The sequence below is a fragment of the Lacinutrix jangbogonensis genome, assembly GCF_000797445.1.
GTDB classification, from domain to species: Bacteria; Bacteroidota; Bacteroidia; order Flavobacteriales; family Flavobacteriaceae; genus Lacinutrix; species Lacinutrix jangbogonensis.
Genome location: NZ_JSWF01000025.1, coordinates 157,486 through 174,495, shown reverse-complemented (window position 1 = coordinate 174,495; position 17,010 = coordinate 157,486). Strand labels below are relative to the sequence as shown.

General features: G+C 32.7%; 12 protein-coding genes. 1 reads left to right on the top strand and 11 read right to left on the bottom strand.

Annotated features, from left to right (window positions below; all coding sequences use genetic code 11):
* Window positions 1–148: 148 nt before the first annotated feature.
* The 5 genes from RH82_RS07570 to RH82_RS07550 form a co-directional block, all read right to left on the bottom strand.
* On the bottom strand, window positions 149–949 hold the full coding sequence (locus RH82_RS07570; RefSeq protein ID WP_034059480.1) for a helix-turn-helix domain-containing protein: 801 nt from the start codon (window positions 947–949) through the stop codon (window positions 149–151).
* A gap of 77 nt (window positions 950–1,026) precedes the next feature.
* Window positions 1,027–4,704, bottom strand: a complete 3,678-nt coding sequence (gene purL / locus RH82_RS07565) for a phosphoribosylformylglycinamidine synthase (RefSeq protein ID WP_034059478.1) — start codon at window positions 4,702–4,704, stop codon at window positions 1,027–1,029.
* A 165-nt stretch (window positions 4,705–4,869) separates the two neighbouring features.
* On the bottom strand, window positions 4,870–6,738 hold the full coding sequence (locus RH82_RS07560; RefSeq protein ID WP_034059475.1) for an endonuclease: 1,869 nt from the start codon (window positions 6,736–6,738) through the stop codon (window positions 4,870–4,872).
* 103 nt (window positions 6,739–6,841) lie between these two features.
* A complete protein-coding gene (locus RH82_RS07555) occupies window positions 6,842–7,960 on the bottom strand; it encodes an endonuclease (RefSeq protein ID WP_034059473.1) in 1,119 nt (372 codons plus the stop codon).
* A gap of 13 nt (window positions 7,961–7,973) precedes the next feature.
* The gene (locus RH82_RS07550) at window positions 7,974–9,194 is read right to left on the bottom strand and encodes an RsmB/NOP family class I SAM-dependent RNA methyltransferase (protein WP_034059471.1); all 1,221 of its coding nucleotides are present in this window, start codon (window positions 9,192–9,194) and stop codon (window positions 7,974–7,976) included.
* Between the two features lie 195 nt (window positions 9,195–9,389).
* Here RH82_RS07550 and RH82_RS07545 point away from each other — a divergent pair, with 195 nt between their 5' ends.
* Window positions 9,390–10,469, top strand: coding sequence for a WD40/YVTN/BNR-like repeat-containing protein (locus RH82_RS07545; RefSeq protein WP_034059469.1), 1,080 nt, complete (start codon window positions 9,390–9,392; stop codon window positions 10,467–10,469).
* Window positions 10,470–10,673: 204 nt separating this feature from the next.
* Here the strand turns inward: RH82_RS07545 and RH82_RS07540 are convergent, their stop codons facing one another.
* From RH82_RS07540 to RH82_RS07515, 6 genes are all read right to left on the bottom strand, one after another.
* Window positions 10,674–11,141: a hypothetical protein gene (locus RH82_RS07540; RefSeq protein WP_034059467.1), complete on the bottom strand. Its 468-nt coding sequence runs from the start codon at window positions 11,139–11,141 to the stop codon at window positions 10,674–10,676.
* A gap of 12 nt (window positions 11,142–11,153) precedes the next feature.
* Window positions 11,154–11,630, bottom strand: a complete 477-nt coding sequence (locus RH82_RS07535) for a hypothetical protein (RefSeq protein WP_034059464.1) — start codon at window positions 11,628–11,630, stop codon at window positions 11,154–11,156.
* Between the two features lie 71 nt (window positions 11,631–11,701).
* Complete coding sequence (locus RH82_RS07530) at window positions 11,702–12,244, bottom strand: RNA polymerase sigma factor (protein ID WP_034059462.1); 543 nt, start codon at window positions 12,242–12,244, stop codon at window positions 11,702–11,704.
* Window positions 12,245–12,419: 175 nt separating this feature from the next.
* Window positions 12,420–14,249, bottom strand: coding sequence for an ABC transporter ATP-binding protein (locus RH82_RS07525; RefSeq protein WP_034059461.1), 1,830 nt, complete (start codon window positions 14,247–14,249; stop codon window positions 12,420–12,422).
* On the bottom strand, window positions 14,250–15,980 hold the full coding sequence (locus RH82_RS07520) for a phospho-sugar mutase (RefSeq protein ID WP_206420417.1): 1,731 nt from the start codon (window positions 15,978–15,980) through the stop codon (window positions 14,250–14,252).
* Between the two features lie 61 nt (window positions 15,981–16,041).
* Window positions 16,042–17,007 (bottom strand): glycosyltransferase family 2 protein, encoded by a 966-nt coding sequence (locus RH82_RS07515; protein WP_034059460.1) that lies wholly within the window; start codon window positions 17,005–17,007, stop codon window positions 16,042–16,044.
* Between the last annotated feature and the right edge of the window lie 3 nt (window positions 17,008–17,010).

Below are 17,010 nucleotides of genomic sequence, written 5' to 3'. Positions count from 1 at the left end.
CAAGAATTTAAGCTTTGCTTATGTTTATTCATTAACTAACTATTTTTAAATGAATCTCTTAATTTTTATTTAATTACATTTAAACACAAATCCGATGTGAATATAATTAGATGAAATTAATTGTTGATGTAAAAAAACGTAATAGCTATTATTTTAAGTATTTCTTAATAAACTCACTTTCGTTTTTAAAATATGCTTTTGGAGATTGGTTCATAAAGTACTTGAATTCTTTTGTAAAATGAGAGCTATCATGGAAATTGTGCATTTCTACTAAGTCCTTAAATTTTAGTTTTTTCTCGTTGTATTTTTTAATTAGTAAACAAAAACGATATAATCTGGCATACTTTTTTGGTGTTAACCCGACCATTTGTTTAAATTTCGTTTCTAATGTTTTTTGAGATACTGGGATTTTTTCTAGAAGATTATTAATTGAAATTTGACCTCCATTTTGATTAATTATGGCTAATGCTCTATCTACATTTTCTGTATGATTGTTAATTTCTAGAGGTTGCTCTTTTATTAGCTCTTCTAAAGCTTTAAGCGAATTTTCACCACTTAGCATTTTATTAAAGAAACTAATTAATGTATTGTCAAGTGCTTTTGAAAACTCACTTAAAGGTAGATGTTTATTGTTTAGCGTTGAGACATCTAATTTGGTTAGTTTGTAGAGAGTTGTTGGATGAAATATAATACCAATGCACTCGGTTTCTTGGTCTATATTTAAAAAGTATGATTTCTTTGTTTGTCCAGTTATAATAAGGTTTTTAGCCTTGTAAATTTTATCGCCAACAGTTATTTTATGTAAACCTTTAAAAGTATATGCGATTGAATGATTTCCACGAGGAATCACTCTGCTTTGAAATGGCAAATCTGAATTTGCGATTTTTAATTCAAAAACCTCTTCTATTAAGTTTAATGAGTCTTTGCTTTTGTAAGTATTGTAAATCATACTGGTTGTAATTTATCAATTAGATAGCTTTACAAAAATACGAATTTTCTTACTAAAACATAGAGTGGTATTTAATTTTAACCTTTAGTTTTTTCAATCCAAATTCTAGCATTCACAAAAGCCTCAAGCCATGGTGATACTTCGTCTTTTCTGCCCTCAGGATAATTTGCCCAATTCCATTGGAATGTAGAACGCTCAATATGTGGCATCGTTACTAAATGTCTTCCTGTTGTATCACAAAGCATTGCTGTGTTAAAGTCTGACCCGTTTGGGTTGTTTGGGTAGCCTTCATAGCCATATTTGGCAACAATATTGTATTGGTCTTCTGTTTTTGGTAAGTTAAATTTACCTTCACCATGAGAAATCCAAACACCTAAAGTCGTGCCTTCTAGGGTCGATAACATTACAGAATTGTTTTTCTGAACAGCTACTGAAGTAAACGAGCTTTCATGTTTTTTAGAATCGTTATAGGTTAGTTTTCCATGCACATCGTGCTCAGGATTTACTAAATCTAGTTCCATAAATAATTGTGCACCATTACAGATACCAACAGAAAGTGTGTCTTCGCGATTAAAGAAATCATTAATTACTTTATTTGCTTTCTCATTATATTTAATGGCGCCTGCCCAACCTTTTGCAGAACCTAAAACATCAGAATTTGAGAAACCACCAACGGCTCCCAAAAACTGAATATCTTCCAAAGTTTCACGACCAGAAATTAAATCGGTCATATGTACATCTTTTACATCAAAGCCAGCTAAATACATGGCATTTGCCATTTCACGCTCAGAGTTAGACCCTTTTTCACGTAAGATCGCTGCTTTTGGACGAGATTCTTCACTTGCACTCTGAATGACATCGCTTAATTTACCAGTAAAATGTTTTGGAAATGTATATGTTAAAGGTTGTTTTTTATAGTTGTTATAACGCGCTTCAGCTAAATTGTTGGCAGTTTGCTTTTGATCTAAAAGGAAAGACGTTTTGTACCAAACATCTCGTAATCTAGAAACTGTCATTGTAAATACTTCAGCTTGATTAATTACGCTTAGCGTGTCGCTTTCTGTTACTTTTCCTATGTTGAAGAATTCTATATTAGCATCTGCTAAAACGTTTTCTATTGCAGCATCTTTAGATTGAAAAACAATACCTGCATTTTCACCAAACAATACCTTACAAGAATCTTTTTGGTTTAAAGCAGTAATATCTAATGCTGCTCCTAAATTAGTATCTGCAAAGCACATTTCTAAAAGTGTAGTTATCAAACCACCAGAAGCTACATCGTGTCCTGCAACAATTTGCTCGTCTTTTATTAAGATTTGTATCGTGTTAAATACATTTTTTACAAAAGCTGAATCCGTAACATTTGGAGCATCATTTCCAATTTTATTTAAAATTTGAGCGAATGAACTCCCACCTAATTTAAAATCGTCTTGCGATATATTTATATAATAAATATCACCTCCATTTTTCTGTAAAACGGGTTCTATAACTTTAGAAATAGCGTTACAGTTTCCAGCTGCCGAAATAATTACAGTTCCAGGAGAAATAATGGACTCGTTAGGATATTTTTGCTTCATTGAAAGCGAATCTTTTCCTGTTGGAACATTAATTCCTAAAGCTATGGCATATTCCGAAATCGCTTTTACAGCTTCATATAATCGTGCATCTTCACCTTCATTTTTACAAGGCCACATCCAATTTGCGGAGAGTGAGACACTTTGCAATCCATCTTTTAAAGGTGCCCAAATAATATTAGTTAAAGCCTCAGTGATACTATTTCTGCTTCCTGCAATAGGATTTATTAATCCTGAAATAGGAGCGTGGCCAATAGAAGTGGCAATACCTTCTTTTCCTTTATAATCAAGAGCCATTACACCAACATTGTTTAACGGAATTTGTAAAGGACCAACACATTGCTGTTTGGCAACTTTTCCACCAACACAACGGTCTACTTTGTTTGTTAACCAGTCTTTACAGGCTACAGCTTCAAGTTGTAAAACTTGGTCTAAGTAGTTGTAAAATTCATCTGGGTTATATGAGATACCTCCATAATTTCTATCGACAGTAATGTCATTCATTATAGTTTTTGGAGAACTTCCAAACATATCTTCTAAAGCTAAATCCATTGGTTTGTCTCCTTTGGTTTTAGACTCGAAAGTAAAACGGTCGTTTCCTGTAACCTCACCAACGGTATAGATTGGAGAACGTTCACGTTCTGCGATTTTATTTAAAGTATTTAAGTGCTTTTCGGCAATTACTAGTCCCATTCTCTCTTGAGATTCGTTACCAATAATTTCTTTTGCAGATAAAGTAGGATCGCCTACAGGCAATTTATCTAAATCAATTTTTCCTCCAGTATCTTCTACTAATTCACTTAAACAATTTAAATGTCCACCAGCGCCATGATCGTGAATAGAAACAATAAAATTCTCTTCACTTTCAACCATTCCACGAACTGCATTTGCAGCACGTTTTTGCATTTCCGGATTAGAACGCTGCACAGCATTAAGCTCAATACCAGAACTCAATGCTCCTGTATCTGCACTAGAAACTGCAGCTCCACCCATTCCAATACGGTAGTTTTCACCACCAAGTATTACAATTTTATCGCCAGTTTTTGGTGTGTCTTTTAAAGCTTGATCTGCTTTACCATAACCAATACCACCAGCTTGCATGATTACTTTATCGAAACCAATTTTTCTTGCGTCTTGTTCATGTTCAAAAGTTAATACAGAGCCACAAATTAAAGGCTGGCCAAACTTATTCCCAAAGTCTGATGCTCCATTACTAGCCTTTATTAATATATCTACAGGAGTTTGGTATAACCATTCTCGTGCTTCCATTTTCTGTTCCCAAGGTCTGTTATCTTCTAAACGAGAATACGATGTCATGTAAACAGCAGTTCCTGCTAATGGTAACGACCCTTTTCCTCCAGCTAATCGGTCTCTAATTTCTCCTCCAGAACCCGTTGCTGCTCCATTAAAAGGCTCAACAGTTGTTGGAAAATTGTGTGTTTCTGCTTTTATTGAAATTACAGATTCGTAGTCTGTAGTGGTGTAAAAATCTGGTTTATCTGCCGTTTTAGGTGCAAACTGTTCCACTTTTGGGCCTTTAATAAAAGCCACATTATCTTTATATGCCGAAACAATAGTATTTGGATGTTGTTTCGCTGTTTCTTTAATTAATTTAAATAATGAACTTGGTTTTTCTTCACCATCAATGATAAATGTTCCATTGAATATTTTATGACGACAATGCTCACTATTGACTTGAGAGAATCCAAAAACTTCAGAATCTGTAAGTGGTCTTCCAATTTTTTTAGAAACACCTTCTAGATATCCAACTTCCTCTTCGTTTAATGCTAAGCCTTCTTGTTTGTTATATGCTGAAATATCCTCTATATTTAGAATGGGTTCAGGTTTAACATCTATTGCAAAAGACGCTTGGTTTAAGCTACTATACTTTTCAGAAATCATAGGATCGAAGTCCTTGAAATCTTCAGGGCAATTTTGAAACTCTTCAATTCTTAGAATGCCTTCTATTCCCATATTCTGGGTGATTTCAACAGCATTGGTACTCCAAGGTGTAATCATAGCAGCACGTGGACCAATAAAATAAGCCTCTAATGATGTGTGTTCTATTTTTGGCTGGTTGCCAAATAACCATATCAATTTTGAAAGGGTTGTAGTTGATAATTCTTTTGTTGCTTGAACAGCAAATAATTTACTGTTTTGGTTTCCGAAGAAATGAATCATTATATATAGTATTTGAAGTTGTTTTTAAAAGCACAAATTTAGTTTTTTTAGTGGAATTGTGACATTAAAAATCAGACTTAATTTTAGAGTTATTCACGTGGTTATTAACCATAAAAAAAGCGATTCGTTTAGAATCGCTTTTTTTAAAATATGTTGAAAAGGAATTTATCCTTTAATTAATTTTTTAGATATAGTTCCATTAGGTGTTTCTAATTTTAAAATGTAAACACCTTTATTTAATCTTGATACAGCAACCTCTTTATGTGTTGGAGTAACATTACCTTCTAATATTTTCTTGCCTAGAATATCATAGATTTCGAATCGTGTATTTTGTTTTACTTCAATATTTAAGAGGTTTCCATTAATAGGGTTTGGATAGATTTTAAAAGTATTAGCATCAAAACTAGTAACGTTTAAAGTTTGAGAATGACTGCCTAAATTTGTGTAATCGCCTTCAAGAAACGCATCCCATTCAGCAATTAAATTAAAACTAGTCGTTGGGTTTTCTACAGAAGGTTTTCTTCTGTAAACGATATCGTCATAATCATTACTGCCACCAAATGTTCCAAAAATATCTATTAGTGTTCCATTTTTAAATAAGCCAACAGGATCATTACCATTAAATAACATAGCATCTGCACTCGATAGTTGGTCTGCTAAGCTAGTTAAAGCAGATTCTGCATTCCCTTTTGTAATGACATGTACAGCTCCATTTGTAATACTTCCTATTAATTGTAAAGCGTCACCAAAAGCACCATTACTATTAACATCTCTAGCAATTGTGTAAGCAGATAAATTAACTGTTGTACCAGTAAAATTAGCTATTTCTAATGCCTTATTGTTTCCGCTTTCTACATATTCTGAAATAAATATCTCATTTGTAGTTATAGTTCCTGGTAATGTAGTTTCCGAAGCAGAGTTACTTTGCGCTGATGTGTTGTTTGATCCATCTTTAGCGCGAACATTAAAAGTATACATCGTTTGTGGAGATAATCCGGTTACTGTGTATGTATTTGCTGCTGAATTGGTAGTTACGTAAAAGGCAGTATTTACATAAACATCGTAAGTTATTACCGACACGTTATCTGTTGACGCTGTCCATGATAAATCTATAGATGATGTTGAAGGATTGGATGCCATTAAATTTGCAGGAACCGTTGGATCTTGACTATCTAACACAGGATTCCAAATCATATCTGCATATTCTGGGTGATCTACAAATGGATTTGCATTACCCTGAAAATTATAAGCTTCATCGTTTCTTAAACGTTCTCTTTCATCTACAGGATCTATAGTGTTATGCCAATCGAGTAAAGTTGTAATTGCCCACGGAAAAAAGACTTCGTCGTTTGTACCATTAAACATCTCGAAACTTGTGTATCCATCAATGTTATCTTCATAACGTGTTACAAAATAGAGTAGTGCTCTTGCAATATCTCCTTTAAACTCGTCTATAGGCTCGAACATAGTCCCAGAGTATCCTATAACTCCACTTGATCCTCTTTTAGATCCGTTTTGTGATGTCCAGTTGGCTGATGCAACATTTCCAAAAGGTAGGCTTCCTCTAAAATTATTTACTCTACAATCTGTTGGGATTACGTGATGAATATCACTTTGCATTGGGAAATTACTATTGAAAGACGATTGTGGTACTAAATGTTCTCTATTATAACAGTCGCCTTCATTCGATTGATTTCCAGAATTTCCAATATTATGATTGAAATTATAAGGATCTGTTCCTGAAGGATTTTCAGAATACATATCTAAAACCGTATTATCATCTTCATAATTAGCTCCTCCTGTAACGTTGGTGTCAGAATGCGTGTCTATATAACCTTGAGAACCTGATACACCTGACCCATCATATAATTGATCGTAACTTCTTGCTGTATGGCCATTAGAAGTAATGACTTTAAGCTGTGTTTTTAGGGTGTAACCTGTTCCAGTTGCAGCATTGTAATAACTTGTGGGTACTTGAGCAAAAGCAATAGATGCGGTGAGTAAAAAAGTGAATGTTATGTATAAGTGTTTCATAATAACTACTAGTTTAATTTGAAGGCTTCTTTCTAATAAAGCGCTAGAGAATCTGTCGAATTAAGACGCGTTTGAGTTTTTTTTACCAAGACTTGAATGAAAATTAACTTTTAATTAATTTTTTAGAGAGACCTCCGTTTGGTGTTTCTAATTTCAATATATACACACCTTTATTTAATTGTGATACACCTATTTGTTTACTTGTTGGCGTAACATTACCATCTAATATTTTTTTACCTAGAATATCGTAGATTTCAAAAGAGGTATTTTGTTTTACTTCAATATTTAAAAAGCTTCCTTTTACAGGATTAGGATATATTTTTACTGCCGCTTCAGCAGTAAACTCATCTACAGATAATAAACCTTGCCATATTTCAGAAACGTAAGTAGGGTTGTCTATAAAAGGATTTCTATTATTTTGCGCATTAAAAATAGCATTGTTTCTATCTAATTCGCGCTGAGACACTGGATCTTGCGTATGCCATTGGTAAAGAATGTTGAAAAAGGTTAGTTCAAAGACTTGATCAGCAGAGTCATTAAACATTGCATAACTATCAAAATCATTATTTACAAAATTGTCTTCATATCGTGTTACAAAATAAAAGTACATTCTTGCAATATCACCTTTAAATTCGTCTATAGGTTCGAATACCGTATTTGTATAACCAGCAGAATACCCTGAGTCTAAATTATTTCCTCTTTTTGAGTTGTTAGTAGAAGTGAAGTTTGCTGTTTCTACAACTCCAAAAGGAAAACTACCTCTTTGTGCATTTATGTACTTATCTGAAGGGACAACAAAATGCGCATCATTTTTCATAGGCGAATTACCATCGAAAACAGATTGTGGTATTATGTGTTCTCGATTGTATTTTTGACCTTCAGCAGTTCCGCCAGAGCCATCATCTTGGTTTGTTCCATAACTGTATTCGTAGGCATCAGTGCCTGAAGGGTTTTCAGAATACATATCTAATAGCGTGCCATTATTTTCAAAATAAAGATCAATATCTGAGCTACTAAAGGTTGTATATAGTGCACTATAACCTAAATCTGATGATTGATATTCAGTTGTTAATCCATCATCACTATTATTAATAATATTTTTTAATTGCGTTTTTAACGCGTAACCATTGCCAGTAGCTGAGCTATAATAATTTGTAGGAACTTGAGCTGATAAAGTAAATATAGTGAGTAAGAAAGTGACTGTAATGTATAGGTGTTTCATATTGTGTGCAAATTTAATTTGAAGATTTTTTTTCTAGTAAAGCCATGTAGAACCCGTCGAAACCAGATTGGTGTGATAATATTACTTTGTCTTTTACGAAGGTAAACTCTTTACCGTTTTCCGATTTTAAAAACGTATCAACTTGTTGGTTGTTTTCAGAAGGTAAAATAGAGCAAGTAGCGTATACTAGTTTTCCTCCAGGTTTAACCATTCTAGAATACGAGTTTAGAATTTCGATTTGTGTTTTTTTTATTTTTTCAATAAATTCTGGTTGCATTTTCCATTTTGCACCAGGGTTTCTACGTAAAACGCCTAAACCAGAGCAAGGCGCATCTATTAAAACGCGATCTGCTTTATCGTATAATTTTTTAATGGGTTTGGTAGAATCTATCACTCGCATTTCTATATTGTGAGCTCCAGCACGTTTAGCACGACGCTTTAATTCTTTTAATTTATTATCATAAATATCCATTGCAATTATCTGGCCTTTATTTTCCATTAAGGCAGCAATATGAAGTGTTTTTCCACCTGCTCCTGCACAAGTATCAACAACTTTCATTCCACTTTTTACATCAAGAAATTCTGCTACTAACTGTGAAGAAGCATCTTGTACTTCAAACCATCCCTTTTTAAAAGCATCTGTTGTGAAAACGTTCCCACGTACAGCAAGTTTTAAAGCATCTGGATAGCCTTTTATCTCTTCGGTTTCAACGTCTAAATCAAATAATTCGGTCTTTAATTTTTCTTTGGTAGTTTTAAGTGTGTTTACTCTTAAAATAACATCTGCTTGCTCATTTAAAGCAGTAGCTTCTTTATTCCATGTTTTTTCACCCAATTCGCTTAAAATAAGTTCATCCATCCAATCTGGAAAAGATTCCTTTATTTTTCTAATTTTAGATAATTCGTCAAAACGTCCTTTTATTTTCCGTGTAGGTGTACCTTCAAAGTATGTCCAATCTGGTAACTTAATACCTTTTAATGTAGCCCAAACAGCAAATAACCGCCAAATATCGTCGCGCGAAAAAGGTTCTTTTACATTTGCGATTTCAGCATATAAGCGTTTCCAACGTACAATATCGTAAGTCGTTTCTGCAACAAAACCACGATCTCTACTTCCCCAACGTTTGTCGCGTTTAAGAAGTTGTTGTACTACTTTATCTGCATAGTTGCCTTCGTTAAAGATTAGTAATAATCCATCAACTGTAGCAAAACATAAATTTCTGTGTAATCTCATTTTCAATATTTAAACGAATTAAAAATCAAGTTATCCTAATGATTAATTCAGCGTGCAAAGGTACGATATATAACTGATTTATTTAAACTATTATTTTTTCAATTTGTCTAGCGCTTTTAGTATTGAGCTAATTTTTCTTTGATGCGTAATAGGTTTCTCGTGGAGCTTTTCTACTTTTATAGAAATTTAAAATTTATGAAAAACCTTATAATTGTTTTTTGCGTCCTATTATCATTATTCTCATGTAAAAAAGATGAAGTAAAAAAAGAGGCTATTTTTATTCCAAGAGATGTAACAGAAGTTGAAATTGGTTTGCTTTTAAGGGATTCGACTTTGAATGTTCGCGCTTTGGAAGTTATTAAAAACCAAGAAGCATTTTTTGCAACTTCAGATGGAAGACTGGGCAATGCTAGTATTAATTTAGTTGATAATCAACTTGTTTCATCGGTTGCTCCAAATATTTTAAAAAATGATACTATTCCCAATAATTTTAGAGCGATAGCAGTAACTAATAAAGCAGGCTTTTTACTAACTATTGGAAGTCCAGCACTTTTGTATAAATCAAATGATTTAGGAATTGAATTAGTCTATCAAGAAAACCACGAAAAAGCATTCTACGATGCTATGGATTTCTGGAACGATAAAGAAGGTATTGCTATTGGAGATCCAACAGGAGATTGTTTGAGTATTATTATAACTCGAGATGGAGGAAACACATGGACTAAACTGTCTTGCGCTATTTTGCCAAAAACTAAAAAAGACGAAGCTGCTTTTGCAGCAAGTGATACTAATATTGCAATTGTAGGAGACGAAACATGGGTAGCAACCGGAGGAGGAGCAAGCCGCATTTTATATTCTCCAAATAAAGGAGAAACTTGGGAAGTTTTTAATACTCCAATTGTGCAAGGTGATGGTCCACAAGGCATGTACAGTTTAGATTTTTACGATAATAAAAACGGATTTGCCATAGGTGGAGATTATACAAAAGCTGCAGATAGTTCGGCTAATAAAATAAGAACGGCTGATGGCGGAAGAACTTGGCAATTAGTCGCAAAAAACCAAAGTCCTGGTTATAGAAGTTGTGTACAGTATATTCCTGGTAGAGAAGCTAAAGAGTTAGTTGCAATTGGTTTTAAAGGCATAGATTATTCTAACGATGCTGGTGATACGTGGAAACATTTAAGCGATGAAGGTTTTTATACACTGCGCTTTGTAAATGATAGTGTTGCTTATGCAGCAGGAAACAAACGTATTGCAAAGCTCACTTTTAGGTAGAATGTTGTTTATTGTAGAGGTGTCTTTTGTAGAGTTGATTTACTCTTGAGGTTTTTAGTCACGAATTAGTCGAATTTTCACTAATCTGTAGTTTGATTTTAGGTTGTTGTAGCCTTTTTTTGAAAATGAATAGCACTAATTTATTTTGATTTGCTGATTTTTTCAAACTTTGAATACTGAATACTGAATACTCAATACTGAATACTACTTACGTCTAGACCTTTCTCCTCCATGTCTTTCTTTAAATTCTTTAAGCATTTTACGTTTAAAAGTACGTTCAGCATTCATAAGTTTTAATATTTTCTTTGAAGTTAAAACAGTATTTAACTTAGCTAAATATTCTTTTTGAAGTTTGTGTTTGTTTTCTTCAATTATTGATATTTGGTTTAACAATTCTTTTGCTTCAGTTTCTGTGATTTCAGTATCTGATAACGAATTGCATAATTTCCCTAATTGATTTCTCACTTTATTATCTCTAAGTTTAAAGCGCGCTTCTTCGTTGGCATTATATATTGGCCAAAAGACTTGAGCTTCTTTCGCAGTTAAATCTAATTGCTCTGTAATATGAGCTACTTTTAATGCATCAATCTTTTCTTTATGTGACTTTTGCGCATAACTATTTATCGATAATAGTAAAGCTATAATAGGGATAAGTAATATTTTTGTTTTCATTTTTGTTTTTTTTTATTCTGAATATAAGTCGTTAACATCAATAGATTCTAGATAGTTGTCTAGTGTTTCATCACTTAATGAGTAATCTATAAATTGGGATTCACTTAACTCGTTGTCTTGAAATAGTGATGCTAAATCACCTAATTCAGTTTCGTCTAAAATGTAATCTTCTACGGTTGTTATATCTAAATCGTTAAGAGTTAAAGGCGAATTATTGAAAACATTTAAGCTAAAAAATAAGACTATTGCCGCTGCAATACTTGAAACAAATAGCATGTTCTTTCTAGAGAAAATAGAGATGACTTTAGTTTCCTTTTTAATAGAAACACTAAAATTTTCTAAATACCCTTCAGGAGTTTTAAAACCAGAATCGCTAACTAAATTTTTAAGCTTAGCTTCTGCTAAAACCGAATCTTCAAGACCTTCAAAATAATTTTGAGGTACTTTAAATCCTGAATTTTTTATGTTATGTATATTTTCTTTTTTCATGTTTGCTTTCCGAGACATCAGAAATCTTTTAAGTGTTTACTAGTATTAGGACTCTATAATTCTTAATTAGTTTAATTACTTTTTAAATAGGCTTCAATTTTTTTTGCTGCAATATGATAAGAGGCCTTCAAAGCACCTTCACTGGTTTCTAATATTTCCGACATATCTTTATATTTAATCTCCTCAAAATATCTCATATTAAAAACCAATTGTTGTTTTTCTGGCAATGTTGCAATTGCTTTTTGAAGCTTAAGTTGTATCGCGTCACCTTCAAAGTAAACATCAGACTCCATATTATTTATTGCTAAATCTTGAACTTCTTGGTTTGTTATTTGTAATCGTTTTGAATTTTTATTAATAAGTGTAATGGCTTCGTTAGCTGCAATTCTATATAACCAGGAATAGAGTTTACTTTGGCCTTTAAAACCATCAATACTTCTATAAACCTTTATAAATGTATTTTGAAGCACATCGTCTGCATCGTTATGCGATTTTACAATGTTTCTAATATGCCAATACAAGCGCTCTTTATATTGCGCAACAAGTTCTCTAAAAGCAGCATCTTTATTGCCTTTAGTCTGTAGCTGAGCTATAAGTTCGGTTTCTGTGGTCACTATAAATGATTTTCTTTTAGACTACAATAAATTAATATAGTTTAAAGTAAATGTAATTTTCTTTTAAAATGAATACTATTGCTAATTTATTTTTTGCTAAAACGATACGTAAAACAAAAAAAGGATAAACCTTATGTTTATCCCTTTTTTGTTATTTTATATTTTTAATAACCTATTAATCAAAGCTTTGCATATCTACTAGCTTTTTGTAGATGCCGTTTAATGCTATAAGTTCGCTATGTTTCCCTTGTTCTGCAATTTCTCCTTTGTGCATTACAATAATCTCGTCTGCGTTTTGAATGGTAGACAATCTATGCGCAATAACGATAGAAGTTCTGTTTTTCATCATGTTTTCTAATGCAATTTGAACTAAGCGTTCACTTTCTGTATCTAAAGCTGAGGTGGCTTCATCTAAAACCATAATTGGAGGATTTTTTAAAACAGCCCTCGCGATACTTAAGCGTTGTTTTTGTCCGCCAGAAAAATTGTTTCCTGCATCTCCTACATTTGTTTTAATCCCTTCCGGTAAATCTTTTACAAATTCCCAAGCATTTGCAATTTTTAATGCTTCAATAATTTGCTCATCAGTAGCATCAGGTTTACCTATTAAAAGATTATTTTTTATAGTATCGTTAAACAATATGGAATCCTGAGTAACTAAACCCATTAAACCACGCAATGATTTTTTTGTAATATCTTTTATATTATTGCTGTCAATTTCTATACTACCTTCATTTACATCATAAAATCTAGTTAGTAAATTAGCAATGGTACTTTTTCCAGATCCAGATTGCCCAACTAAAGCGACCGTTTTACCTTTAGGTACTTTTATGCTAAAGTTTTTAAGTACGATGTCATTATCGTATTTAAAAGAAATATTATTAACCGATATTTCATTATTAAAATCATCTATAATACTAGCATTTGGCAAATCTGCCATAGTATCTTCTTCATGTAAAATTTCAAAAACACGATCTGCCGCTGCTATACCGTTTTTAACACGGTAAGATGCTTTGCTTATTGCTTTTGCAGGTGTTAAAATAGCATAAGCTAATCCCATAAAAGCTAAGAAATCTGTACCTTTAATTACCTTTTCAACTAGAACCAGTTGACCTCCATACCATAATAAAACCGCAATAGTGGCAATTCCTAAAACTTCGCTTACGGGGCCTGCAAGGTTGTTTTTTAAGCCGATTTTATTAGATAGTTTTAATATTGTATCTGAAGAGTTTACAAACTTGCCTTTAAATATTTTTTCTGCAGTATAACTTTTTACTATTTTTAATCCTGTTAAAGTTTCCTCTACAATTGAAATTAATTTACCAGATTCTTGTTGTGCTTTTAACGAATTGCTTTTTAAATTTTTTCCTATTCTAGAAATTAAAAACCCTGCAATTGGTATAAAAAATAATACAAAAAGAGTCAATTTCCAACTAAATGAAAACATGAAAATCAATGAAAATATTATTGTAGCAGGTTCTCTTACAATAAGTTCTAGAGCGATAAAAAATGAATTTTGCATTTCAGTTATATCACCTAAAATTCTGGCCATTACATCTCCTTTTTGCCTTTTAGAATAAAAACCTAAAGGAAGATTAATAATCTTTTTGTACATCTCTTTTCTTAAATCATTAAGAACACCATTTTTAAGATACATCATGTGCTGCATTGAAAAATAGCCAAATATGTTTTTGAGTATAAACGTAGAAATTACTAGTCCAGTTACAATTACTAATGCCATTTGGGCATTTCCATTCTCTAAATAACCGCTTACTTTGTAATTTAATAATTGCTCACCGTAGGTTTTTATCTTTGTAATACCTTCCCAAACAGGCGCTTTTGTTACCGTATCTGTTTGACCGAATAATACGTTTAGCATTGGTATTAAAGAAATAAATGCTAATGCACTAAACAAGGCATACAATAGATTAAAAATCACATTTAAAATCACGTGCTTTTTAAACTTTTTAATAAAAGGTAATAACTGTAGTATTATTTTTTTCATCTAGTTAAGCTGCATGTCTTTTAGTATCGCATCAATTTTAGCTTCCAATTGTTGTTCCGTTGCTTTAAAAGCAGATACATTGTCTAAGGCTGTATTTACGCTGATGTAGAACTTGATTTTAGGCTCTGTTCCACTTGGTCTTAAGGCAATTTTACTACCATCTTCTGTATGGTAAATTAAGACGTTAGATTTTGGAATAGCAATTGCAGTGGTTTCTCCTGTAACGGTGTTTTTTGAAATTGATAATTGATAATCTTCAATTAAAACAACTTTAGAGTTGTTAACTTCTTGTAATGGATTTTTTCGGGCATCAACCATCATTTGCTTTATCTCCTGCGCGCCTTCAATTCCCTTTTTTGTAATAGAAACTAAGCGTTCTTTATACAAACCATGTGCTACATACAAACTTATTAATTCTTGATAAACACTGCTGCCTTTAGCTTTTGCTTGTGCAGCAATTTCACACGCTAATAACGTTGCTGTAACGGCATCTTTATCACGAACAAAATCGCCAACCATAAAACCAAAACTTTCTTCACCACCACCAATAAAATCGAGCTTTGGAAAGTCTTTTATCATTTTAGCAATCCACTTAAAGCCTGTTAAGCCAATTTTGCATTCTACACTATAAGATTTTGCTAAAACGCGCATCATTGGTGTAGAAACAATTGTACTTGCTATAAATTGTTTGCCGTTTATTTTATCTTGGTTTTGCCATTGTTTAAGTAAGAAATCCGTCATTAATAGCATGGCTTGATTACCATTTAAAATAACAAGGTTGTTCTCTAAATCTCTAACTACAACGCCTAATCTGTCGCAATCTGGATCCGTACCAATAACAATATCACCTGCTGTTTTATTAGCCAATGCCATGGCCATTTTTAAAGCTTCTGGCTCTTCCGGGTTTGGAGATACAACTGTTGGAAAATCGCCATTTGGTTCGCGTTGCTCTTCAACTATATTTACATTGGTATAGCCAGCACGTTTTAGCGTTTCTGGCACTGCAGTAATAGATGTGCCATGAAGTGATGTGAATATAATGTTTAAATTTTCTCTCGCTTCCGCGGAAGTATTAAAGCTTCCGTTTTTAACAGCTGCATTAATAAAAACATCGTCGACATCTTTGCCTATATAGTGGATTAGTTTTTCATTTGATTCAAATTTTATTTCAGCATAATCTAAATCATTTATTATTGAAATAATTTCAGCATCTTGAGGTGGAACCAATTGCCCGCCATCTTGCCAATAGACTTTATAACCGTTATATTCTGGAGGATTATGAGACGCTGTTAAAACAATACCACAATGGCAGTCTAAATGTTTTAAAGCGAAAGATAGTTCTGGAGTTGCGCGCAGGTCTTCAAATAAAAAAACTTCAATATTATTAGCAGAAAACACATCTGCTACTACTTTAGCTAAGGATTTACTATTGTGTCTACAATCGAAAGCTATGGCAACTTTTAATGTTTCGTTAGGAAACACTTTGTGCATATAATCACTAATGCCTTGCGTATTTTTTCCTAATGTATATTTGTTAATTCTATTAGTGCCAATGCCCATAACACCTCGCATGCCGCCAGTTCCAAATTCTAAATCTTTGTAAAAACTTTCTTTTAGCTCTTCAGGGTTACTACCAATAAGGTCTTTTATGTGTAACTGCGTGTCTTTGTCGAAAGCTGGAGTTAACCAAGTATTGACTCTATTTAGTAATTCTGGTTCTATGTGTATCATGGTTGTAAATTAATAGAATGCAAAAGTAAGCATTATATAAAAAGTTAGGATTAACGTTGTGTTAATTTGATGTTTTATGGTTTAGGTTTAACTCTTCCTTTACCTTATAACGTTTTTTGTTTTGTTTAGAGCGTAAAATTATTTCACCTAAAAACCCAGCAATAAAAAACTGAGTACCAATAATCATGGTGACTAAAGCAATGTAAAACTGAGGTCTTTGAGTAATTAGTCTTCCTGTTTTATGAAAAAACATTTTGTCGATACCTAAATAAATAGAGAATGCGAAGCCAATACCAAACATAACAACACCCAAAGCACCAAATAAATGCATAGGCCTTTTTCCAAAACGCGAAATAAACCAAATGGTAATGAGATCTAAAAAACCATTAATAAAACGTTCCATACCAAATTTGGTTTCGCCATATTTTCTAGCTTGGTGTTTTACAACCTGCTCTCCAATTTTAGTAAAGCCTGCGTTTTTTGCTAGTACAGGTGTATAACGATGCATTTCTCCATTGACATCGATATTCTTAACAACAATATTTTTATAGGCTTTTAGCCCGCAATTAAAATCATTAAGTTCAACACCAGATGTTTTTCTTGCTGCCCAATTAAATAATTTAGACGGTAGGTTTTTAGTAAATTTATTATCGTATCGTTTCTTTTTCCATCCAGAAACAAGGTCGAAATTTTCTTTAGTAATTTTATTATAAAGTGAAGGGATTTCTTCAGGATTGTCTTGTAAATCGGCATCCATGGTAATAATAACATCGCCTTGAGCTTTTTCGAAACCTGCATGTAATGCTTGGGATTTTCCAAAGTTTTTTAAAAACCGAATGCCTTTTACATTAGCATCGCTTTTAGAAAGTGTTTCTATAGTTTTCCATGATCCATCAGTAGAGCCATCGTCTATAAATAGTATTTCATAAGAAAAACGATTGGATTGCATAACTTTTGCAATCCAATCGTGTAATTCTGTAAGAGATTCTTGTTCGTTAAGTAGTGGTATAACTACAGATATATCCATGTA

What these genes read in the sequence shown, in the direction of transcription:
- RH82_RS07525 (WP_034059461.1), bottom strand. Translation starts at nt 14,249, where the DNA reads ATGAAAAAAATAATACTACAGTTATTACCTTTTATTAAAAAGTTTAAA.
- RH82_RS07555 (WP_034059473.1), bottom strand. Translation starts at nt 7,960, where the DNA reads ATGAAACACCTATACATTACAGTCACTTTCTTACTCACTATATTTACT.
- RH82_RS07535 (WP_034059464.1), bottom strand. Translation starts at nt 11,630, where the DNA reads ATGAAAAAAGAAAATATACATAACATAAAAAATTCAGGATTTAAAGTA.
- RH82_RS07520 (WP_206420417.1), bottom strand. Translation starts at nt 15,980, where the DNA reads ATGATACACATAGAACCAGAATTACTAAATAGAGTCAATACTTGGTTA.
- RH82_RS07545 (WP_034059469.1), top strand. Translation starts at nt 9,390, where the DNA reads ATGAAAAACCTTATAATTGTTTTTTGCGTCCTATTATCATTATTCTCA.
- RH82_RS07515 (WP_034059460.1), bottom strand. Translation starts at nt 17,007, where the DNA reads ATGGATATATCTGTAGTTATACCACTACTTAACGAACAAGAATCTCTT.
- RH82_RS07540 (WP_034059467.1), bottom strand. Translation starts at nt 11,141, where the DNA reads ATGAAAACAAAAATATTACTTATCCCTATTATAGCTTTACTATTATCG.
- purL (WP_034059478.1), bottom strand. Translation starts at nt 4,704, where the DNA reads ATGATTCATTTCTTCGGAAACCAAAACAGTAAATTATTTGCTGTTCAA.
- RH82_RS07560 (WP_034059475.1), bottom strand. Translation starts at nt 6,738, where the DNA reads ATGAAACACTTATACATAACATTCACTTTTTTACTCACCGCATCTATT.
- RH82_RS07550 (WP_034059471.1), bottom strand. Translation starts at nt 9,194, where the DNA reads ATGAGATTACACAGAAATTTATGTTTTGCTACAGTTGATGGATTATTA.
- RH82_RS07570 (WP_034059480.1), bottom strand. Translation starts at nt 949, where the DNA reads ATGATTTACAATACTTACAAAAGCAAAGACTCATTAAACTTAATAGAA.